The 17,840-nt window shown below is 61.1% G+C and carries 26 protein-coding genes and 1 pseudogene; 18 read left to right on the forward strand and 9 right to left on the reverse strand.

The window, feature by feature from the left end:
• Positions 1 to 37: 37 nt before the first annotated feature.
• Genes GH664_RS09670 through GH664_RS09690 form a run of 5 tightly spaced genes read left to right on the forward strand, consistent with a single transcriptional unit; the run spans position 38 to position 1,872 of the window.
• Positions 38 to 295 (forward strand): antitoxin, encoded by a 258-nt coding sequence (locus GH664_RS09670; protein WP_153167903.1) that lies wholly within the window; start codon positions 38 to 40, stop codon positions 293 to 295.
• Entirely contained in the window at positions 292 to 618 is a 327-nt protein-coding gene (locus tag GH664_RS09675; RefSeq protein WP_153167904.1) for a type II toxin-antitoxin system PemK/MazF family toxin, read from the forward strand. Before GH664_RS09670 ends, GH664_RS09675 begins: the two co-directional genes overlap by 4 nt.
• A gap of 15 nt (positions 619 to 633) precedes the next feature.
• Positions 634 to 933 carry a helix-hairpin-helix domain-containing protein gene (locus GH664_RS09680; protein ID WP_153167905.1) on the forward strand — a complete coding sequence of 100 codons (300 nt, stop codon included), beginning with the start codon at positions 634 to 636 and terminating at the stop codon, positions 931 to 933.
• Positions 930 to 1,322: a VOC family protein gene (locus GH664_RS09685; protein WP_153167906.1), complete on the forward strand. Its 393-nt coding sequence runs from the start codon at positions 930 to 932 to the stop codon at positions 1,320 to 1,322. Before GH664_RS09680 ends, GH664_RS09685 begins: the two co-directional genes overlap by 4 nt.
• A gap of 13 nt (positions 1,323 to 1,335) precedes the next feature.
• Positions 1,336 to 1,872 carry a transposase gene (locus tag GH664_RS09690; RefSeq protein ID WP_153167907.1) on the forward strand — a complete coding sequence of 179 codons (537 nt, stop codon included), beginning with the start codon at positions 1,336 to 1,338 and terminating at the stop codon, positions 1,870 to 1,872.
• A 48-nt stretch (positions 1,873 to 1,920) separates the two neighbouring features.
• Here GH664_RS09690 and GH664_RS09695 read toward each other — a convergent pair.
• The 4 genes and pseudogenes from GH664_RS09695 to merT all read right to left on the reverse strand — a co-directional run.
• A pseudogene (locus tag GH664_RS09695) lies at positions 1,921 to 2,340 on the reverse strand (cation transporter); the annotation flags it as partial.
• Positions 2,337 to 2,582 (reverse strand): mercury resistance system transport protein MerF, encoded by a 246-nt coding sequence (gene merF, locus GH664_RS09700; RefSeq protein WP_000654684.1) that lies wholly within the window; start codon positions 2,580 to 2,582, stop codon positions 2,337 to 2,339. The pseudogene GH664_RS09695 and the gene merF, both read right to left, overlap by 4 nt.
• A gap of 2 nt (positions 2,583 to 2,584) precedes the next feature.
• Positions 2,585 to 2,860, reverse strand: coding sequence for a mercury resistance system periplasmic binding protein MerP (gene merP, locus GH664_RS09705; RefSeq protein WP_000735441.1), 276 nt, complete (start codon positions 2,858 to 2,860; stop codon positions 2,585 to 2,587).
• Positions 2,861 to 2,875: 15 nt separating this feature from the next.
• Complete coding sequence (gene merT, locus GH664_RS09710) at positions 2,876 to 3,226, reverse strand: mercuric ion transporter MerT (protein ID WP_001294667.1); 351 nt, start codon at positions 3,224 to 3,226, stop codon at positions 2,876 to 2,878.
• 71 nt (positions 3,227 to 3,297) lie between these two features.
• Between merT and merR the strand changes: the two genes are divergently transcribed.
• Positions 3,298 to 3,732: an Hg(II)-responsive transcriptional regulator gene (gene merR, locus GH664_RS09715; RefSeq protein ID WP_000429838.1), complete on the forward strand. Its 435-nt coding sequence runs from the start codon at positions 3,298 to 3,300 to the stop codon at positions 3,730 to 3,732.
• A gap of 124 nt (positions 3,733 to 3,856) precedes the next feature.
• On the opposite strand, the gene GH664_RS09720 is transcribed toward merR, so the two are convergent.
• Positions 3,857 to 4,405: a cytochrome P460 family protein gene (locus GH664_RS09720; protein WP_043743735.1), complete on the reverse strand. Its 549-nt coding sequence runs from the start codon at positions 4,403 to 4,405 to the stop codon at positions 3,857 to 3,859.
• Between the two features lie 27 nt (positions 4,406 to 4,432).
• The gene (locus GH664_RS09725; protein ID WP_013521184.1) at positions 4,433 to 4,966 is read right to left on the reverse strand and encodes a carboxymuconolactone decarboxylase family protein; all 534 of its coding nucleotides are present in this window, start codon (positions 4,964 to 4,966) and stop codon (positions 4,433 to 4,435) included.
• 117 nt (positions 4,967 to 5,083) lie between these two features.
• On the opposite strand from GH664_RS09725, the gene GH664_RS09730 reads away from it, so the two are divergent.
• The 9 genes from GH664_RS09730 (at position 5,084) to GH664_RS09770 (ending at position 9,367) form a co-directional block, all read left to right on the forward strand.
• Entirely contained in the window at positions 5,084 to 5,926 is an 843-nt protein-coding gene (locus GH664_RS09730; RefSeq protein ID WP_079436164.1) for an AraC family transcriptional regulator, read from the forward strand.
• A 177-nt stretch (positions 5,927 to 6,103) separates the two neighbouring features.
• A complete protein-coding gene (locus GH664_RS09735) occupies positions 6,104 to 6,394 on the forward strand; it encodes a nucleotidyltransferase family protein (RefSeq protein WP_001247892.1) in 291 nt (96 codons plus the stop codon).
• Complete coding sequence (locus GH664_RS09740; protein WP_003100872.1) at positions 6,391 to 6,777, forward strand: DUF86 domain-containing protein; 387 nt, start codon at positions 6,391 to 6,393, stop codon at positions 6,775 to 6,777. The genes GH664_RS09735 and GH664_RS09740 overlap by 4 nt, the downstream gene beginning before the upstream one ends.
• Before the next feature lie 15 nt (positions 6,778 to 6,792).
• Entirely contained in the window at positions 6,793 to 6,966 is a 174-nt protein-coding gene (locus tag GH664_RS09745) for a hypothetical protein (protein ID WP_003154411.1), read from the forward strand.
• 47 nt (positions 6,967 to 7,013) lie between these two features.
• Complete coding sequence (locus GH664_RS09750; protein ID WP_003465043.1) at positions 7,014 to 7,370, forward strand: cupin domain-containing protein; 357 nt, start codon at positions 7,014 to 7,016, stop codon at positions 7,368 to 7,370.
• Between the two features lie 254 nt (positions 7,371 to 7,624).
• Complete coding sequence (locus tag GH664_RS09755; RefSeq protein ID WP_003100858.1) at positions 7,625 to 7,951, forward strand: hypothetical protein; 327 nt, start codon at positions 7,625 to 7,627, stop codon at positions 7,949 to 7,951.
• Positions 7,948 to 8,448: a hypothetical protein gene (locus GH664_RS09760; protein ID WP_003100856.1), complete on the forward strand. Its 501-nt coding sequence runs from the start codon at positions 7,948 to 7,950 to the stop codon at positions 8,446 to 8,448. Before GH664_RS09755 ends, GH664_RS09760 begins: the two co-directional genes overlap by 4 nt.
• Complete coding sequence (locus tag GH664_RS09765; protein WP_003100853.1) at positions 8,445 to 8,816, forward strand: hypothetical protein; 372 nt, start codon at positions 8,445 to 8,447, stop codon at positions 8,814 to 8,816. Before GH664_RS09760 ends, GH664_RS09765 begins: the two co-directional genes overlap by 4 nt.
• Entirely contained in the window at positions 8,810 to 9,367 is a 558-nt protein-coding gene (locus tag GH664_RS09770; protein ID WP_003100847.1) for a recombinase family protein, read from the forward strand. The genes GH664_RS09765 and GH664_RS09770 overlap by 7 nt, the downstream gene beginning before the upstream one ends.
• Positions 9,368 to 9,630: 263 nt before the next feature.
• Here the strand turns inward: GH664_RS09770 and GH664_RS09775 are convergent, their stop codons facing one another.
• The 3 genes from GH664_RS09775 to GH664_RS09785 all read right to left on the reverse strand — a co-directional run bounded on the left by GH664_RS09775 (position 9,631) and on the right by GH664_RS09785 (position 15,710).
• Complete coding sequence (locus GH664_RS09775; protein WP_003049965.1) at positions 9,631 to 12,546, reverse strand: Tn3-like element IS1071 family transposase; 2,916 nt, start codon at positions 12,544 to 12,546, stop codon at positions 9,631 to 9,633.
• Between the two features lie 114 nt (positions 12,547 to 12,660).
• Positions 12,661 to 13,365 carry an isocitrate lyase/phosphoenolpyruvate mutase family protein gene (locus GH664_RS09780; RefSeq protein WP_079385910.1) on the reverse strand — a complete coding sequence of 235 codons (705 nt, stop codon included), beginning with the start codon at positions 13,363 to 13,365 and terminating at the stop codon, positions 12,661 to 12,663.
• A 485-nt stretch (positions 13,366 to 13,850) separates the two neighbouring features.
• On the reverse strand, positions 13,851 to 15,710 hold the full coding sequence (locus GH664_RS09785; RefSeq protein ID WP_197970338.1) for a glutamine--tRNA ligase/YqeY domain fusion protein: 1,860 nt from the start codon (positions 15,708 to 15,710) through the stop codon (positions 13,851 to 13,853).
• Positions 15,711 to 15,779: 69 nt separating this feature from the next.
• On the opposite strand from GH664_RS09785, the gene GH664_RS09790 reads away from it, so the two are divergent.
• The 3 genes from GH664_RS09790 to GH664_RS09800 all read left to right on the forward strand — a co-directional run bounded on the left by GH664_RS09790 (position 15,780) and on the right by GH664_RS09800 (position 17,839).
• Positions 15,780 to 16,631, forward strand: a complete 852-nt coding sequence (locus GH664_RS09790; RefSeq protein WP_052157284.1) for an AraC family transcriptional regulator — start codon at positions 15,780 to 15,782, stop codon at positions 16,629 to 16,631.
• A 124-nt stretch (positions 16,632 to 16,755) separates the two neighbouring features.
• Positions 16,756 to 17,265 (forward strand): peptide-methionine (S)-S-oxide reductase MsrA, encoded by a 510-nt coding sequence (gene msrA / locus GH664_RS09795; protein ID WP_008652077.1) that lies wholly within the window; start codon positions 16,756 to 16,758, stop codon positions 17,263 to 17,265.
• Positions 17,266 to 17,350: 85 nt separating this feature from the next.
• Complete coding sequence (locus GH664_RS09800) at positions 17,351 to 17,839, forward strand: peroxiredoxin (RefSeq protein WP_034053978.1); 489 nt, start codon at positions 17,351 to 17,353, stop codon at positions 17,837 to 17,839.
• Position 17,840: the final 1 nt, after the last annotated feature.

The following is a 17,840-nucleotide window of genomic DNA, read 5'->3' on the forward strand; positions in this document are numbered from 1 at the left end:
TATACTTTGATATAACTTAACCCATTGGAGACGCATCATGCACACAACCAATCTCCGCAAGGTCGGTGGCTCGATCATGTTGGCCGTGCCGCCTGCCTTCCTCGACCAGCTGCACCTGCAAGCCGGCGCAACGGTCGGCCTCGCGGTTGATCATGGCTGCCTGGTAGTCAATCCCAATCCGCGGCCGCGCTACACGCTCGCGGAGTTGCTGGCCGCGTCGGACTATTCACAGCCGCAGCCAGCCGAGGAACGCGAATGGGTCGATGCGCCCGCCGTGGGCGGTGAATTGCTATGAAGCGGGGCGACATCTATCTCGTGTCGCTCGATCCGACCGCAGGGCATGAACAATGCGGCAGCCGTCCCGTACTGGTCGTATCGCCCACCGAGTTCAACGAAGCGACCAAGCTGCCGGTGATCCTGCCAATCACCAAGGGCGGCGAGTTTGCCCGTCGCCTTGGCTTCGCCGTGCCCTTGGCCGGGATCAAGACTACCGGCGTCGTGCGCTGTGACCAGCCGCGAGTGATCGACTTGGCCGCACGCCATGCCCGCAAGGTCGACACGCTGCCAGCGCCGCTCATGGATGAAGTGTTGGCGAAGGTCGCCACGCTTTTCGAGTAAATTGCGTTTACCGTCATGAGCCCATACAAGGTTGATCGTGCCCGACTACAACAACTCACCGACTTGCCGAATGTGGGTCAGGCTACCGCAGATGATCTTCGCCTGCTCGGATTTCACTCGCCTGAGCAGCTTACAGGCGAGTGTCCATTTGATATGTATGAACGGCTTTGCGTAAGAACGGGGCATCGCCACGATCCTTGCGTCATCGACGTCTTCATGTCCGTCACCCACTTTATGAGAGGCGAACCACCTCGCCCTTGGTGGGAGTTCACCGAGACGCGAAAGAATATTCTTGCCGGAGCCTCTACAAAATGAAGTTCGGTTACACCATCGTTTATGTTCAGTCTGTTTCTGACGCCTTGGCTTTTTACGAAAAGGCATTTGGTTTTCAGGTTCGTTTCCTTCACGAGTCTGGCCAGTATGGCGAGTTGGAGTCGGGCTCAACAACCCTTGCCTTTGCCTCCCACGCAATGGGCGAAATGAATTTTGGCACTAACTTCGTGCCCGTGTCCGCCAGCGCCACACCGCCTGGCATTGAGTTAGCTTTCGTCACTGACGATGTCTCGTCCGCTTATGCCAAGGCAGTTGCGGCAGGCGCTTTGCCGCTTCATGCTCCGGTACAAAAACCCTGGGGACAGATGGTCGCGTATGTTCGTTCGTTGGAGGGCACGCTGGTTGAGCTGTGCTCGCCCATTGGTAGCTAAACAGGCATTGGGCATGAATGAATTTCGCCGACTGGCCGCGAAGATCGACCAGCATATGCAACAGCTTGCCGCCCAGGACGTCAGCGAGGCACATGCCATCATCAATCGCATGGTGGGGTACGCGCCCGATCTGCACAAGATTTGGGTCGGCACTTCCGATCAGCAGCTCATGGCGTTATCCCACGAATTCCCTGGGTTTTACCGCTATGCCCTCATCATGGAAGAGGCGTCCGAAGCCGAACGCAACAAGGCATCACGGCCCTATGACGGCATGGCCGAGTTCTCGGAAAAGCACAAGCAGCGCGCGGCTCAATTGCTGGTCACGGCAGGCACGCTTGAGCGCGGCTACCAAGCATTCCGTGGCAGTGGCAACCTGCAAGTCTTTCAGCCCCAAGTCAACGAGCTGGGCAGGCTACATCGGCAATGGTTAGCCGATTTGGACAGCTTCAAAAGCTCGCTACGCACGCAGGGCGTAGAACCCAAGGCTTTGGAATATGTGAACGAAGCGTTCGGGCGTTTGGCCGAGCGCATCAAACAGCTTGCCGGTTGAACGTCGAGGCGGCCGACGGAATTTTCTGGGGTTCCGGCTTACAACCCCAATATGGGCAGCGCGGATCATGATCTTGGACGGCACACAGCCGATATTGACGCAGGTGCCGCCGATGGTGCCGCGTTCGATCAGCGTGACCGTCGCGCCTTGCTCGACGGCCTTCAGCGCCGCCGCCATCGCGGCCCCGCCGCTGCCAATGATGGCGATATGCAAACCGGCGCCCTCAAGTGCATCACGGATTTTTGGTTCATCTTTGAAATCACCAACCCGGATCGAGCCTTGATAACCCAATGCGGCGATGGCGGCCAGCAGTTGGTTGTGGCTCACGGCGGTGTCTGCCATGACTTGCGCGCGGCTTTCTGGATAGGACACCACAGCGGCATTCACGCCGGGAATCTTTTCCAAAGCATCTTTGACATGGGTGGCGCAGGATGTGCAGGTCATGCCATTCACGGTGATTTCGGTCATTTTTTTACTCCATTGAATTTCGGGGTGCAGCAGGCATCGGCTTGGCGTTTTCGTTGGATGGCGTAGATGGTCAAGCCGATGAAAATCGCCAGCGCAGGCAGCAGCACATAGTCCAGATAGCCGGTCAGCGCGGACAAGCCGACCACACCGAGCAAAATGACCAGAACAGGGGTGAAGCAACACAGCGCCACGAGGGTTGTGCCAATGATGCTGACCCGCAGCAGTGTCTTCGGGTCTTTCATGATCAGTTCTTGACTGATGATGGGTAGCCCGCATCCTCGGTAGCCTTGGTCAGTTTCTGCACGCTGGTCTTGGCATCATCGAAGGTGACCACCGCTTCGCGCGTCTCGAAGGTCACGTCAACTTTACTGACGCCATCGACCTTGGAAATCGCCTTCTTGACAGTGATCGGACAGGCCGAGCAGGTCATGCCCGGTACGGACAGCGTAACGGTCTGGGTGGCGGCCCACACGGGGGCAACAACGGCAGCGAGGGCAAGGGCGGAAAGCAGCTTTTTCATGGTGAACTCCTGTGATCAATAGAAAAATGGCACGACGTAGGGAAATCCGAGCGCGACCAAAACCAGCACGGCCACGCCCCAGAAAATGAGCTTGTAAGTAGCTCGCACTTGGGGAATCGCGCAAACCTCACCCGGTTTGCAGGCGGCTGACGGCCGGTAGATGCGCCGCCAGGCGAAGAACAACGCCACCAGCGCCACGCCGATAAAGATGGGGCGATAGGGTTCCAACACCGTCAAGTTGCCGATCCAAGCGCCGCTGAACCCCAAGGCGATCAGAACCAGCGGCCCGAGGCAGCAAGCCGAGGCGAGGATGGCGGCCAGCCCGCCAGTGAAGAGCGCGCCGCGCCCGTTTTGAGGTTCAGACATACGTTTGTCCTTTCGAATCTGAATTGGATAGCTTAAGCTTACTTCCGTAGTTATGTACGGAGTCAAGCGATATGGAAAACAATTTGGAGAACCTGACCATTGGCGTTTTCGCCAGGACGGCCGGGGTCAATGTGGAGACCATCCGGTTCTATCAGCGCAAGGGCTTGCTCCCGGAACCGGACAAGCCTTACGGCAGCATTCGCCGCTATGGCGAGACGGATGTAACGCGGGTGCGCTTCGTGAAATCAGCCCAGCGGTTGGGCTTCAGCCTGGATGAGATCGCCGAGCTGCTGCGGCTGGAGGATGGCACCCATTGCGAGGAAGCCAGCAGCCTGGCCGAGCACAAGCTCAAGGACGTGCGCGAGAGGATGGCTGACCTGGCGCGCATGGAGGCCGTGCTGTCTGATTTGGTGTGCGCCTGCCATGCGCGGAAGGGGAACGTTTCCTGCCCGCTGATTGCGTCACTGCAAGGGAAGAAAGAACCGCGCAGTGCGGACGCGGTGTAGCCCGAGGGAACTACGCCTTAGCGTGCTTTATTTTCCGTTTTCTGAGGCGACTCCAACGTCAGAAAAGACCGTGCGGTCGACTTTTGATATTTCGTGCTGTCGCCTTCTGAAAGTGACAAGCAAGTCAGTGCTGGGTCAGTGTCGGATAGCCCTGGATGAATACGCGGTCGGTCTTGGCCGCCGGCACATGGCAGCCCATGCAGTCGGCTGCGTAGCTGACGGCGACATTCTTGGCGGGGGCGTCGGCCTTGAACAGCGCCCAGCCCCAGCCGTCGCCCCACAAGGGGTTGCTGGCGAAACGGCCTTTGGCGTCCTTGACCATCACGAACCACACGGCCGCATCGGAACCCCAGACCACAGGGTCGCCGGTGGTCATGGCGCTGGTTTCGAGCTTGCGGATCTCTTTCACCAGCGTGGCGCCGTCCGGGAACTTGCCGGTCTTGCGGTAGTGCTCGGCCGAGGCCTTTTCGGTGTACACATCGTGCAGGCCGCGAGAGGCGGATTTTTCGTCCAACACCGCATATGAGCCCAGGTGGACGAAGTTTGTGCGGAAGTCTGTGGGGCGGCTGATGCCGCCCTGGCTGTCCACATAGGGCGAAAAGTCGCCGGCCGTGACGGCCAGTGGCAGGACGAGGGCGCTGGCGAGCAGAGCGCCGGTGAGTGCGATTTTCATTGTGTTCTCCTTATATGCCTATGGAGATCAGACGGCGACCACGGGGAAATCCACCGTGGTGTCGGCGATGTGGTTGGTGTAGTTGGTGAGCGTGTTCAGCGCGATGTTGGCGATCACTTCCAGTATCAGGCCGTCGTCGAGCCCCGCGCGGCGGTAGTTGGCCATGGCGTCGGCCGACACCACGCCGCGTTGCTCGACCAGCGCGCGGGCAAAGCCGGCAATTGCATCGTCAAGTGCGTTGGCCGCCTGGCCGGTGCGGGCCGCGGCGATGGCCTCTGCCGACAGTCCGGCACCTTTGCCGATCAGGGTGTGTGCGCTCAGGCAGTACTGGCAGCGATTGGCTTGACCGGCAGCCAGCGCAACGATCTCGCGCTGGGTGGCACTCAGGCGGCCGGTGCCCAGCGTTTCGGACAGGCCGAGGTAGCCGTTGAGCGCTGCCGGCGCGTGGGCCAGCGTGGCGAGCAGGTTCGGCACCACGCCGAGCTTGGCTTTGACGGCCTTGAGTGTGGCAGCGGTAGCGGCGTCAGCGGTGTCGATGGTCAGGGGGGCGATTTGGGTCATGTCTATCTCCGTAGTGGGTGAGGTGCAAGAGCACGTGGGCATGATCGCCCTTTGTTTGGTACGATATGGCACGTAAAGTATCAAATACGTAACCTATCGTCTTATATGGAGAGTGGAATGGCGGATCGACTGGCCGGCTTGCTCCGGCACTACTCGCTTTCGGCGCGCGTTTTTCACAGCGGCGCCTTCTGTGGGCAGCATCATTACGCGGCGCCGCATGGCTATATCCATCTGGTGCGGCGCGGCCCGATTACGGCGCGTTCGCCCGTGCATGAAGATCTGCTGGTTACCGAGCCGAGCCTGCTGTTTTATCCGCGCGTGGCGTCGCATCGTTTTGTCGCCGCCCCCGGCGATACCGCTGAGCTGTTGTGTGCGGAGGTCGATCTGGGCGCTTCGACGGGCAATCCGTTGGCCATGGCCTTGCCGTCGATGCTGCTGATTCCGCTGGCGGACTTGCCCGGCCTCGGGCCGACGCTAGAGCTGCTGTTTGCCGAAGCCGAGCGCGACCAGTGCGGTCGGCAGGCCGCCATCGACCGCTTGTGCGAGTTGCTACTGATCCAGTTGCTGCGTTATCTGATGGATGGGCGGCTTGGCGCCACCGGACTGCTGGCGGGACTGGCCGACCCGAAACTCGCGCGCGCCATAACCGCCATGCACGATGCGCCGCAGACCGCGTGGTCGCTCGAGGCGCTGGCGGCGCAGGCGGGCATGTCACGCGCGCGCTTCGCCGCCGCGTTCAAAGACGCGGTGGGCGTCACGCCGGGCGACTATCTGGCCGACTGGCGGATGAACGTCAGTTGCACCCTGCTCAAGCAGGGGCGTCCGGTGGCGGTGGTGGCCGACCGCGTCGGCTACGGCAGCCCGAACGCGTTGGCGCGCGCCTTCCGCGTGCGCATGGGCTGCGCCCCGCGCGACTGGCTGGCGCAGCAGCGCGGTGACGCGTCGCTCAGCGGTTCGTGAGTTTGAGGTCGATTCGCCGGTTCTTGGCGTAGGCGGCGTCGGTGTTGCGCTCGTCGAGCGGGTGAAATTCACAGGCGCGGCACGGGAATCAAGGCATTGCGATTCTCGAAAATAGTTCTTGAAATTCTATTCTTGATTGCATATCATCTCAACGAGTTTCGATAAGAAAGGATGCGCATGCGACCGTCTGTTGTGCTTGACATGAAGCGAAGCGCAGTGCGTGAAGCGGTAGGCCGCTTTCGCGCCGCGAACCCGCGCGTCTTCGGCTCGGTGCTGCATGGCACCGACCGGGATGGCAGCGACCTCGACCTGTTGGTCGATGCGCTGCCCGGTGCCACGTTGTTGGACTTGGGCGATTTGGAAGAAGAACTGAAATCGCTGCTCGGCGTTGACGTCGATCTGCTGACTCCCGGCGACCTGCCGCCGAAGTTCCGGGCCAAGGTGCTCGCGGAGGCGCAACCGATATGAGCGAGAACCGCCTGCCCGATTACCTCGACCACATTCAGCAGGCCGCAACCGATGCGCGCAGCTTCGTGGAAGGGATGGCCAAGGACGACTTCTTGGCCGACAAGCGCACCCAGCAGGCCGTCATCATGAGCCTGATCGTCATCGGCGAGGCGGCCACAAAGGTGATGGATGGCTACGTCGAGTTCACCCAGGCGCATGCCGACGTGCCGTGGCGCAGCATGCGCAATATGCGTAATCGCATGGCTCACGGCTATTTCGACATCAACCTCGATGTGGTGTGGGAGACGGTACAGGAATGGCTGCCGGCGTTGCTCCAGCAATTGCCCGCCGTGCGTCAGGATGCCGACGATGAAGACCGTAACGACAAAGGCATGGAGCCATGACCAATCAAGCCGCCGATGTTCGGCCCCTCTGGCGTGTTCGATCCCGCGACCTATGAGCCGCGCTCGGGCAAGACCTTCTGGATGGCCGCAACGGACGTGAGTTCGCTGGTGGGCAAGGAGGCAGCAGCCGACACGCTCATCGGCAACTGCACGACCGCACGACCAGCCTCCCGTTCAAATTCGAGTTAGAACTCATATCCAGCCTGTCTGGGGGCACTGTGAAAGAGGGATCTCCGATGACTGTTGAATCGAGAATATTTTCTGTAGCCGAGTATGTTCAGCCGTCCGAAGGCGAGCCTATTCGTTCCGTTGTGCTTGAAACCCGAGACTCAATTATCGTGGTTTGGCATGTCCATCCCGGGCAGGAAATTGCGGCTCACATTCATCCTCACGGCCAAGACACGTGGACTGTTTTGTCGGGAATGGCTGATTACTTTCAGGGCAATGGGATTGTTCGTGCCCTCAGGGAAGGTGAGATAGCCGTGGCAAGACCGGGCCAAGTGCACGGGGCGCGAAATACAGGTACCGAGCCATTTGTGTTCGTCTCGGTTGTGGCATCAGCCAATGCCGGTTTCGTATTGGCTGAGCGATAGAGCCCAATCTCTGGAGTTGGTCCAATGAGCGGTCGGGGAGATAGGTAACAGACATGCAGCGGACACGGCTGCTAAACCAGGTCGCAAACCTCCTTGCGTCGCAGCGTGCCGCAAGCGACGCGATCAATCGAATGGGGTCGGCATGAGACTGAACACCATCCAGTTCCCGACCGCGTAGCCGCCTGTCCTGCCGATCAGGTCTTGACCATCGACGCCTGGGATCAGTCCTGAATGTTCTTGGAGACCACTACGTTATGAGCCGCAGCCGCCGCAAAACACCCATCGTCGGGCACACGACCTGCGGCAGCGAGCGCGAGGACAAGAAGCTCTGGCATCAGCGCTGGCGCACCCGTGAGCGCACGGCGCTGACCAGCGCGTCGCCCGAAGCCCTGAGCGCCCATCTGCCCCTGCTGGAAAACCAGGCCAGCAGCGTCTGGTCGATGGGCAAGGATGGCCGCTCCTACTGGCCCGTCAAGCGCCAGGCCGCCACGGCGGATCGCATCGCCAATCACAAGGGACGCAACCCGCAAGAACGCGCCTCCCTGAAAAAGCGCCTGCTGCGCAAGTGGATGAGCAAATGAAGCTCTCCTTCCATCAGCACATTGCGCTGTTCTGGATGATCGGTGCTCCGGGCGTCTTCGCGCCCGTGATCGAGAACGCCAAGCGGCCCGATGCCGGCGCCGTCATGGCGTGGGGTGTCGCGATCGTGGCGGTGATGATCCTCTTCACCCCTTTGCTGCTGCGCTGTCCACCATTCCGGCGCTGGTATGGCCGGACGGATGCGCTGTCGGAGCGGCAGCGCCAGGCGCTTGCCGAGCGCGGCCTGCGCCGCTACTACCAGACCGCTTTCGATGACGGCTACGTGCCCCGCGTGATGCCCTACGTGTGGCGCATCATCTGGACGGTCGGCGGGTTGATGGCTGTGACCGCCGTACTGCCTACCAACACCGGACGGCCAGCCTTCGATGCCTTGGTGGTCTTCTCGACCTGGTATCCGATAGGCGTGATGCTGCTGGTTTTCGCGTCGAGGCCCCTTGGCCGGTTGATTCGCCAAAGAGCACAGGAGCGGCGGAAATGAGCACGTCAACCATCGAGGCGCTGGCCAGCGCCTGGGCAAGGATTGCCGAGGAAGCGGAATTCCCCGCTGACTACGAGGGGACTGCCACACCACAAGCGCATCGGGCTAGCGAAGCTATTCAGGAGCAGATTCGGGAGCGCATCGTCGCCACCAACGACATGCGGCTGTTCAGCCTGCTGCACCTGCTGGGTCAGGCGTCGCTGCGCATGGAGCAAGCGCTGTGGCCGGAGGATTACGAGCGGATGACGCGCGAGGTTGAGGAAGCCCTGCGGCAAGCCACCGACGCCAACGCCAGATCGTACACCCACGAAGAAGTGATGCAGGCGATGCAGGAACGCATCGACCGGGCGCGAGACAAGCCATGTTGATTGGCTATGCGCGCGTCTCGACGCAGGATCAGAACCTGGAGCTGCAACGCGAAGCCTTGAGCAAGGCCGGATGTAAAAAGGTCTTCGAGGACAAGGTGAGTGGCACGCGGGCAGACCGGCCTGGCTTGGCCAAGACGCTCGAAATGCTGCGCGAAGGCGATACTTTGGTCGTCTGGAAGCTCGACCGGCTGGGCCGGTCGGTCAAGCAACTGGTCGATCTGGTCGGCGATCTGCACAAGCACGGTGTCCAGTTCAGGAGCCTCACCGACTCCATCGACACCGGCACACCATCCGGGCGGTTCTTCTTCCACGTCATGGCGAGCCTTGCCGAAATGGAGCGCGAGCTGACCGTCGAGCGCACCCGCGCCGGGCTGGAAGTCGCCAAGCAGCTCGGCCGCAAAGGCGGCCGCAAGCCGAAGATGACCGACAGCAAGATCGAGTCGGCCAAGAAGCTGCTGGCCAGCGGGGTGCCGCCCAAGGACGTGGCCAAGAACCTCGGCGTGTCCATTCCGACGCTGTACCGCTGGGTGCCAGCCTCCACGCACGCTTAGCGTGCTTTATTTTCCGTTTTCTGAGACGACCCCAATAGACGACTGCACAACAGCCTTCAAACCGCGTTGTCTGGTGCAGTCGTCTTCTGAAAATGACATTATCTTGGCCGGGTCGTTATTGGGGTCTCCTCGTTTTCAGTGCAATAAGTGACGGTACGAAAAGCTAGCACTGGCGCGGAGGTGGTGTTGGTAGATCGTTGATTTCATTGACTTTCCTGTTCACTTTCAAATCTGCGATTCGTGGCGTCAAACCGTGGTCGGTTTCATCCATTGGTGCCAGTTATCGATGCATTTGGCCGCGAAGGCAGGATTTGGTCAGCATAGCGGTCAACCGGGAAGCGAAACACACCCCGCAAGTTGATGCTCTCCAGCCTGGTGGGCGCAATCTTCCCGATCAGTTCCGGTGGAATGACCTGGCGGCGGTTCGACCAGCGATCCAGGACCGCCTGCATCTGTGAGGTATTCCACGCCATCACGATGTTGGCCATCAGGCTCAACGCATCGGCCACAGCCTGCATTTCATCGACACGTTTGGCCTGCGCCGGGCTGATCCGGCCGGTATAAATGGCGCGCTTGAGGGCGTTAACAGCCTCGCCCCGATTGAGCACCCGGCGCAACTCGTTCCTGAAAGCGTCCTTGACAAAGTAGTCAGCCAAAAACGCCGTACGCAGCAACCGCCCCAATTGCACGCCAGCCTCATAGATTGGATCGCCCTGGGCGGCAGAACCGAACCGCGCAAGAGCTGCCACCGCACTGGCATGTCCGCTCATGACCGAGGCTGCCAGGTGCACCAGACTATCCCAATGCTTTTCGATCAAAGCGACGTCGACATTGGCTTCGCACACCGCAGCGATTTCTGCGGGCACTTTGGTGCCGCGTGGCACAAAGAGGTGGCGCTGTTTGAGTTCCTTCAACCGCGGGCAAAGATCAAAACCAAGCAAACGGGCATGTGACATGGCAAAGTCGGTGTAGCCATGGGTATCCACAGCAAGCTGGCTGGTCTCCAGCTTTTCTTGGCGGATGACACCTTCAATGGCCACGCCCGCCTGGCGCTCATTGAGCACAAAGGGCTGCGCATGGAAGATGCCCCACCGGTCTTTTACATGGGAGTAGATTCCAATGGAAGGTGTGTTGCGCCGAGGATCAAGCCGGGCTTGCCACACCCGTTTGGTGGTCTCCATGCTCATCATGTCAGAAGATGCCAAATCGGACCGCCCCCAGGTGGCGGCAATCGGGTGTCGCTGCATGAATTCCAGCACAGCCTGGCAGGCCTGGCTCAGACGCCGTTCGTCCCGCGCCCAGCGCATGGCCTGGCGAATGCTGGTGGCAGACAATTGCGGAATCATGCGCGCGCATTCGACCGCAGTCAGACTGGTGCCGTGGGCCATGATGCCGGCATAGACCATCAGCAGCTCGTCGGTAGAGCGCGGCTCACGTCCGAGCATGATCCAGCTAAAGCGCACCTGGGCGTCAACGGCCAGAATCACTTCCGGCAATTGAACCTCACCGATGCGGTGATCCAAAGCCGCGCGCAGCTTGGTCACTTCTGGGTCTTCGTCCTCTGCGGGCAATGGCGACAAATGGAGTTCATCATCCACGCGCAGTACGCCACTGCGGGCTGCAGCGGCCACCGCATCGACACCGGCAGTTACTCTGGCCAGCAAAGGCTTCAAGAAAGTGGCAGCCTTGCTGGGTAACGATAGACGGGCATAGTGTTTCTTGGACTCTGCCTGCCAACGCTCGTCCGTGAAGAACAAGCGCGCACGACCCCGAAAGCTCAGGCTGTGCTCAATCCAGACCGAGCCATTGCGCACCGCGCGGCGCAGGGCAAACAGGGTGGCCACCTCCAACGCCTGAAACGCCCGTTCCCGGTCTGGGCTGGAGATCGAAACCTGCCAGATCATTCCCAGACTTGGTGCCACCACTTCAACTGGCAGCTTTCTGGATCCTTTGAGATATAAAGCTTGCAGCTTGGCAAGGTACTCGATGGCAGGATGCTCGCCGGTGGCCTGCCAGGGCAGCTTTGCAATGGCGACGAGCAACGACCGCACGGGGCGAATTCCATCAATCAATCCCTCGCGGACCAGGGAGGCCCTGCTCGGTGGTTTGCGTTTCTGGGTTTCGGTGATCAAGGCTTCAAGACGGGCACGCAACTCAGCATCTGGCACCGCACCTTGCGCGCTCAAGGCAACAAGTTCGCCGAGCAGCGTTTTGTACATTGCGGCCCAATTGACGGTAGCGGGGACATCGGCGGCAGCCTGACGCCACAGATCGGCGATCCGGCGCTGCACCATAAGGATCAACTGGTCTGTGGTGGTGAACAGGCAATACCGAAGAAAGCATGCGACCTCCACGGTGCGCGCTGGCTCTTTGATCTTGGCTCCGGCTGAGGGCGGCCTGGAGACAAGTCGGCGCGCGTAGCGGCGCAAGATGAGATCGGGGATGTCTGCCAGGTGCTTATGAACGTCCAGCGTGTAAAGCAGGTCGATGCGCTCCAGTACCTCGCTGATTTGGCGGGTTGAGTGTTTCGCCGGTGCAGCCCATAGCCAACTCTGCTGGGTTTGTCCATCTGGGCGCAGCTCTGAAACTGAGGCTCGCCAGCGATCAAGTGTTGCTGGATCAACGCTGGCGGCGATGGCGGTGCCTGTTTCAACTTCAAGCTGGGCAAGTGCCGCCGCAATCAGTGTCCGAATTGCCCGCTCGTGCACGATCACCAGCTTGTTCTTGTACAGCCATTGACGCGCCCGCACGAGTAGCTGATCGCGGTCGGCGCAGCGCGCCACTTCGTCGCGCAGTTCACGTACCAGTGAGCGGCGCTGGTGCTCGCTCATCCACTGGAATCCAAGGACCGTGCAGGCTACTTGTTGGTGATCGAATAGCGTGCGCCCGCGTTCATACATGGCTCTCAGCGAGGCGACTTCTGGTGCTGCAATGCCAAGCTCGTTGCCAAGGTGGCGCCACAAGGCTACTGGAATTACCCGAAAGGCACCGAGCAAACGCCCACTCATGCGCAGGAAACCAATATGGAGCGCCAGACCAAGCTTGTGGGAATCACCTCGGCGTGCATTGATTGCGTCGCGCTCGGCACCATCGAAGGTGAAAAATGCCTTCATCTCGAAGTCGCTGATATCGCGGGGGAGCCCACGCATCCCCAAAAACGTTGTGTGCCAACCCTGCATCGTGAACCTCAAAAGTGGGAGGCCACCATACCCGTTTACAAAGCGAACAGGAAAGTCAATGAAATCAACGGTCTACCCAGACCACCCCCGCGCCAGTGCTAGCTTTGCGTACCGTCACTTATTGCACTGAAAACGAGGAGACCCCAAAGATCCGAGTTGGGGCACGGTGAGAGGTGAACCTGTCAGGCCCATGACCACGGTGAGGGGGGCATTGATCTCCCGGACGAGCGCTTCGATGGTCTTGGGGTCGGAAGCCCCCGGCACAAAGAGGCAATCCGCACCCGCCTCTCGGTACGCATTGCATCGCTCGACGGCCTCTGCAAAAACATTGCTCGCACCAGTCAGGTAGACATCGGATCGGGCCGTCAGAACAAAAGGAACTCCCGACGCGTCCGCGGCGCGTCTTGCTGCCCGAACGCGCGCGACAGCGTGCTCTCTGTCGAACAGGGCTTGCGCAGGATTGCCGCTGTAGTCCTCGATGTTCGCGCCCACCACACCAGCACGAATCGCAGCCGCGATGGTTTCTCCAACCTCTTCAGGGCTCGCACCGTAGCCCGACTGGAGATCGGCGGAGACAGGAAGTGGACTTGCCGCAGCAATGGACCCCACGCGATCCAGCATGGTCTCCCTGCTCACAGCAGCTTCTTGATCAGGGAATCCCAGCGAGAAAGCCACGCCTGCACTCGTAGTGGCGATAGCGGGAAAGCCGCAGGACGCGAGCATCAGCGCACTACCAACGTCCCAAGCGTTGGGCATCAGAAAGATGGCCTCGGCAGTGTGCAATTGCTGGAACCGTAGACCCCGTTGGATTTGGCTCATTATGGCCATCCTAGTCGCCGAAGTTGGTGGCGGGTACTTCAGTCGGTATCGTGCGTATGGGCAATCTCGCCCAGACACCGCATCAACTTGTCGTAAAGCGTGCGCCCTGTTGTCGGGGGAGGTATGCCACACACCCATGTACTTCCTGCCGTTTTTGCGATTTGGTAGAGCGCCTCACTTTTCGACCATAACCAGCGCATGCACAGATTCGTCGGTGTCGAAAAACGGCTCACGTTGCTTGCGTGGTTGCTTTAGGCAGCGCGTTCGAATCTCCTCGGGACGATTCAAGACAGGTTTACCGGGCAAACGCTCCGCAACTCCTATGTGGCCGTGTCAACCGCGCGTTGTTCCGGATCTGTTCACCTACTCGCCAAAACGGAGTAGATAGCTACCCCCAGATTCTGAGAGTGAAGTGGTGCAAGGCGATGTCTTCAACAAAGACGATTTGTACGAGGCATTAAGCAAGCACAGAGTGGGAATAGCGATCAATTCCAACGATCCTTCAACCCCGTCACCCGGTTGAACACCACTTTCCCGCCCACCCCGTGGTCCGCACGGTCGGCCACGAAGTAGCCGTGGCGCTCAAACTGGAATTTCTGGTCTGGCTTCGCTGCAGCCAGTGAAGGCTCCACAACCGCCGTCACCACCTTCAGGCTGTCGGGGTTCAGCGCGTCCAGGAAGTTCTTGCCGCCCGCGTCGGGTTGCGGGTCGGTGAACAGGCGGTCGTACAGGCGCACTTCGGCGCTCACCCCGTCGGCGTTGCCCACCCAGGTGATGGCGGCTTTGGCCTTGACGCTGTCGGCGCCGGGGGTGCCGCTCTTGGTGCCGGGGATGACCTTGGCGTGCACTTCGGTCACTTTGCCTTCGGCGTCTTTGGCGCAACCCGTGCATTCGATGACGTAGCCGCCTTTGAGGCGCACCACGTTGCCTGGGAACAGGCGCTTGTAGCCCTTGGGCGGCACTTCTTCAAAGTCTTCGCGTTCGATCCACACGTCCTTGCCGATCTTGAAGACGCGGTCAGGCGGCGGCGTCTGGCCTTCGGCAATGGTGCTGTGGGGCAGGGCGGGCTGGGTGCAGTCTTCGGTGTAGCCGTCAGAGCCGAACACTTCGGCCCAGTTGGTGAGCACCAGCTTGACGGGGTCAAGCACGGCCATGCCGCGGTGGGCCTTGTTTTCCAGGTCTTCGCGCAGGCAGCCGTCGAGCGTGCTGTAGTCGATCCAGGAGTCGCTCTTGGTCACGCCGATGCGTTCGGCAAACAGCTGGATGGCCTCGGGCGTGTAGCCGCGGCGGCGCAGGCCGACGATGGTGGGCATGCGCGGGTCGTCCCAGCCGCTGACTTTCTTCTCGTTCACCAGCTGCGCCAGCTTGCGCTTGCTGGTGATCACGTAGGTCAGGTTCAGGCGCGCAAATTCGTACTGCCGCGGCGGTGGGGCCTTGAGCAGGCCGCCTTCGCACAAACGCTCCAGCAACCAGTCGTAGAACGGGCGCTGGTCTTCAAATTCCAGCGTGGCGATGCTGTGGGTGATCTGCTCCAGCGCGTCCTCGATGGGGTGCGCGAAGGTGTACATGGGGTAGATGCACCAGGCGTCGCCCGTGTTGTGGTGCGTGGCGCGGCGGATGCGGTAGATGGCCGGGTCGCGCAGGTTGATGTTGGGCGAGGCCATGTCGATCTTGGCGCGCAGCACGGCGGCGCCGTCGGCCAGTTTGCCGTCGCGCATCTCGCGGAAGCGGGCCAGGTTCTCTTCCGGGCTGCGGCTGCGGAAGGGGCTGTCCACGCCGGGCTTGCCGAAGTCGCCGCGGTTGATGCGCATGTCTTCGGCTGTCTGCTCGTCCACATAGGCGTGGCCGGCGGTGATAAGGTATTCGGCCGCGCGGTACATGAAGTCGAAGTAGTTCGACGCGTAGTACAGGTGGCTTTCCTGCTTGCCGTTGAAGTTGGATTCCCAGTTGAAACCCAGCCACTGCACCGCGTCGAGGATGGAGTCCACGTACTCCTTTTCTTCCTTCTCGGGGTTGGTGTCGTCAAAGCGCATGTGGCAGACGCCGCCGTAGTCGCGCGCCAGGCCGAAGTTCAGGCAGATGCTCTTGGCGTGGCCCACGTGCAGGTAGCCGTTGGGTTCGGGCGGGAAGCGGGTGCGGATCTTGGCCGGGTCGGGCTGGCCGGCGTCGTGGAAGGCGGCATCACCCGGGCCGCCGCCCCATTGGCGCTGGGCGTAGGTGCCGGTGGCGAGGTCTTTTTCAATGACCTGGCGCAGGAAGTTTGACGTCCTGAGCGCCTGGCCCTCAATTTCTGCGGGAGCTTGGTGGTGTCGAGAGATGCTGGACGAAAGGGACGGGGGGGGCATGCAGTCATTCTAAGGAGAGGCGGAAGCTCCAAGATAATCAAGGTCTAACCCACAACAGGTGTCACGCGCTTGAACCAAAGCACTCCCTTGCCGAACGCCTCTCTGCTGAACCAGCTGTTACGGTTCACCCCCACGGCGCGCATGTTTTTCTCGGGAAATCTCTGTACCCTGACGCAGGGATCCGAGGCTGACGGCCTCAAGCAGGGGACGATGCACCTGCTGAGTCGCGGCGAGCTGCAACTGACGCGCAAGGGCTTTGCGCCGCTGAACGTGCGGGCGCCCAGCGTGCTGTTGCTTCCCCGCGCGTTGGAGCACTGGGTTCAGGGCTCAGGGCCGCAGGGGGTGGACCTGATGTGCGCCACCCTCAGTGAATTGGCGCCGCCGCTGGACATGATCTTGCCGGACGTCACGGTGATTGACTTGACCGCCACGTCATCGCTGCAGCGACCGGTAGAGCTGCTGTTCGAGGAGGCCGAGGCACGTGCTTTTGGTTATCGGGCAGCGATCGACCGCCTGCTGCAATACACCTTCGTGGTGCTTGTGCGTCACCTGATTGATCGGCAACTGCTGTCCGGCGGTGTGCTGGAGGCCATGGTCGACAGCCGTCTGGGTGTGGTGCTGTCCATGCTGCACGAATCGCCAGAGCACGACTGGACGCTTGACAGCATGGCGGAGCTGGCGCACCTGTCCCGGTCTGCCTTTGCCCTGCGCTTTGTCCAGGTGGTGGGCATACCGCCGTTGACCTACTTGACCCACTGGCGCATGGCGGTTGCCCGCAACCTACTCGCGCAAGGGCAGGCAGTGAAGGCGGTGGCCTCTCAGGTGGGCTACGGTAATGCCACCGCATTCGCGCGAGCGTTTCAACGGGCCTCGGGGCAATCGCCCAGCGCTTGGCAGATGGAGCATCTGAGTCAGCCGTAGGTCCATCGCGCCCTGGTTCTGGACGATCGGTGGCGTGATGCGGACGCCGAATGCCGTTGTGCTGTGCCGAACGGACCCGACTTCAGGTTCAATGCCTTGAGGCAGAACTTTGAAGGAGATCACGATGAACCCGAGCGAAAAAGCAGTCCTGGCCGGCGGTTGTTTCTGGGGCATGCAGGACCTGGTGCGCAAGCTGCCTGGCGTGTTGCGCACCCGTGTGGGCTACAGCGGCGGCGATGTGCCCAACGCCACCTACCGCAACCACGGCACCCACGCCGAGGCGTTGGAGGTGGAGTTCGACCCCACGCAGACGAGCTTTCGCGACCTGCTGGAGTTCTTCTTCCAGATCCACGATCCGAGCACCCCGGGGCGCCAGGGCAATGACCGCGGCAGTTCCTACCGGTCGGCCATTTTCTACACCTCGGACGAGCAGCTGGCCACGGCGCAGCAGACCATTGCCGATGTGAATGCCTCGGGTTTGTGGCCGGGCAAGGTGGTCACCGAGCTCGCGCCCGCGGGGCCGTTCTGGGAGGCCGAGCCCGAGCATCAGGACTACCTGGTCAAGCACCCCAACGGCTACACCTGCCACTACCCCCGTGCGGGCTGGAAGCTGCCGCGACGCGAGATCGGCTGACGGCCAACGCTCAAGAACGGTGGGGGTCGGCGCGCCAGTGGGCGGGCCGACCCGGTGTGTCTGTTTTTTTCCTGAGGAGATGGTGATGCAATCCCGGTGCATTCAACAGGCGCCCGAGCTGCGGGTGCCGTGGTGGATCGACGGCGAAGGGCGCAGCATGGCACCGCTGAAGCTGTCCGATCTGGGCGACGGGTTCAAAGTGATCTTCTGCTTCCAGCACTGGTGTCCGGGCTGCCACAGCCATGGCTTTCCGACCCTGCAGAAGCTGATCAAGGCGTTGGGCGATCGCGGCTTCGCGTTTGCCGCGGTGCAGACCGTGTTCGAGGGCGCCGAGTCCAACACCTTCGAGCGCCTGCGCGAGACGCAGTTGCGCTACGGCTTGAACATTCCGTTCGGACACGACCCTGCGATCGGACGCGCGTCGTCGCTCATGGCGGACTACGGGACGCGCGGCACGCCGTGGTTTTTGGTGATCGATCCGCTGGACGAGGTGCTCTACAGCGACTTCGAGCTCGACGAGCGGCAGCTGATCGGGGCGTTCGGCGCTTCGAACGATGGTCTCAAGGCGGCCTGAA

The organism is Thauera sp. 2A1 (assembly GCF_009469595.2).
Classification (GTDB): domain Bacteria; phylum Pseudomonadota; class Gammaproteobacteria; order Burkholderiales; family Rhodocyclaceae; genus Thauera.

Coding starts and splice junctions, on each gene's coding strand:
- merR (WP_000429838.1), top strand. CDS start 3,298: ATGGAAAACAATTTGGAGAACCTGACCATTGGCGTTTTCGCCAGGACG.
- GH664_RS09780 (WP_079385910.1), bottom strand. CDS start 13,365: ATGAGCCAAATCCAACGGGGTCTACGGTTCCAGCAATTGCACACTGCC.
- GH664_RS09800 (WP_034053978.1), top strand. CDS start 17,351: ATGCAATCCCGGTGCATTCAACAGGCGCCCGAGCTGCGGGTGCCGTGG.
- GH664_RS09740 (WP_003100872.1), top strand. CDS start 6,391: ATGAGCGAGAACCGCCTGCCCGATTACCTCGACCACATTCAGCAGGCC.
- GH664_RS09735 (WP_001247892.1), top strand. CDS start 6,104: ATGCGACCGTCTGTTGTGCTTGACATGAAGCGAAGCGCAGTGCGTGAA.
- GH664_RS09750 (WP_003465043.1), top strand. CDS start 7,014: ATGACTGTTGAATCGAGAATATTTTCTGTAGCCGAGTATGTTCAGCCG.
- GH664_RS09745 (WP_003154411.1), top strand. CDS start 6,793: ATGTTCGGCCCCTCTGGCGTGTTCGATCCCGCGACCTATGAGCCGCGC.
- GH664_RS09760 (WP_003100856.1), top strand. CDS start 7,948: ATGAAGCTCTCCTTCCATCAGCACATTGCGCTGTTCTGGATGATCGGT.
- GH664_RS09720 (WP_043743735.1), bottom strand. CDS start 4,405: ATGAAAATCGCACTCACCGGCGCTCTGCTCGCCAGCGCCCTCGTCCTG.
- GH664_RS09675 (WP_153167904.1), top strand. CDS start 292: ATGAAGCGGGGCGACATCTATCTCGTGTCGCTCGATCCGACCGCAGGG.
- GH664_RS09770 (WP_003100847.1), top strand. CDS start 8,810: ATGTTGATTGGCTATGCGCGCGTCTCGACGCAGGATCAGAACCTGGAG.
- GH664_RS09680 (WP_153167905.1), top strand. CDS start 634: ATGAGCCCATACAAGGTTGATCGTGCCCGACTACAACAACTCACCGAC.
- GH664_RS09755 (WP_003100858.1), top strand. CDS start 7,625: ATGAGCCGCAGCCGCCGCAAAACACCCATCGTCGGGCACACGACCTGC.
- merP (WP_000735441.1), bottom strand. CDS start 2,860: ATGAAAAAGCTGCTTTCCGCCCTTGCCCTCGCTGCCGTTGTTGCCCCC.
- GH664_RS09785 (WP_197970338.1), bottom strand. CDS start 15,710: ATGCCCCCCCCGTCCCTTTCGTCCAGCATCTCTCGACACCACCAAGCT.
- GH664_RS09765 (WP_003100853.1), top strand. CDS start 8,445: ATGAGCACGTCAACCATCGAGGCGCTGGCCAGCGCCTGGGCAAGGATT.
- GH664_RS09775 (WP_003049965.1), bottom strand. CDS start 12,546: ATGCAGGGTTGGCACACAACGTTTTTGGGGATGCGTGGGCTCCCCCGC.
- GH664_RS09725 (WP_013521184.1), bottom strand. CDS start 4,966: ATGACCCAAATCGCCCCCCTGACCATCGACACCGCTGACGCCGCTACC.
- merT (WP_001294667.1), bottom strand. CDS start 3,226: ATGTCTGAACCTCAAAACGGGCGCGGCGCGCTCTTCACTGGCGGGCTG.
- msrA (WP_008652077.1), top strand. CDS start 16,756: ATGAACCCGAGCGAAAAAGCAGTCCTGGCCGGCGGTTGTTTCTGGGGC.
- GH664_RS09670 (WP_153167903.1), top strand. CDS start 38: ATGCACACAACCAATCTCCGCAAGGTCGGTGGCTCGATCATGTTGGCC.
- GH664_RS09685 (WP_153167906.1), top strand. CDS start 930: ATGAAGTTCGGTTACACCATCGTTTATGTTCAGTCTGTTTCTGACGCC.
- GH664_RS09690 (WP_153167907.1), top strand. CDS start 1,336: ATGAATGAATTTCGCCGACTGGCCGCGAAGATCGACCAGCATATGCAA.
- GH664_RS09730 (WP_079436164.1), top strand. CDS start 5,084: ATGGCGGATCGACTGGCCGGCTTGCTCCGGCACTACTCGCTTTCGGCG.
- merF (WP_000654684.1), bottom strand. CDS start 2,582: ATGAAAGACCCGAAGACACTGCTGCGGGTCAGCATCATTGGCACAACC.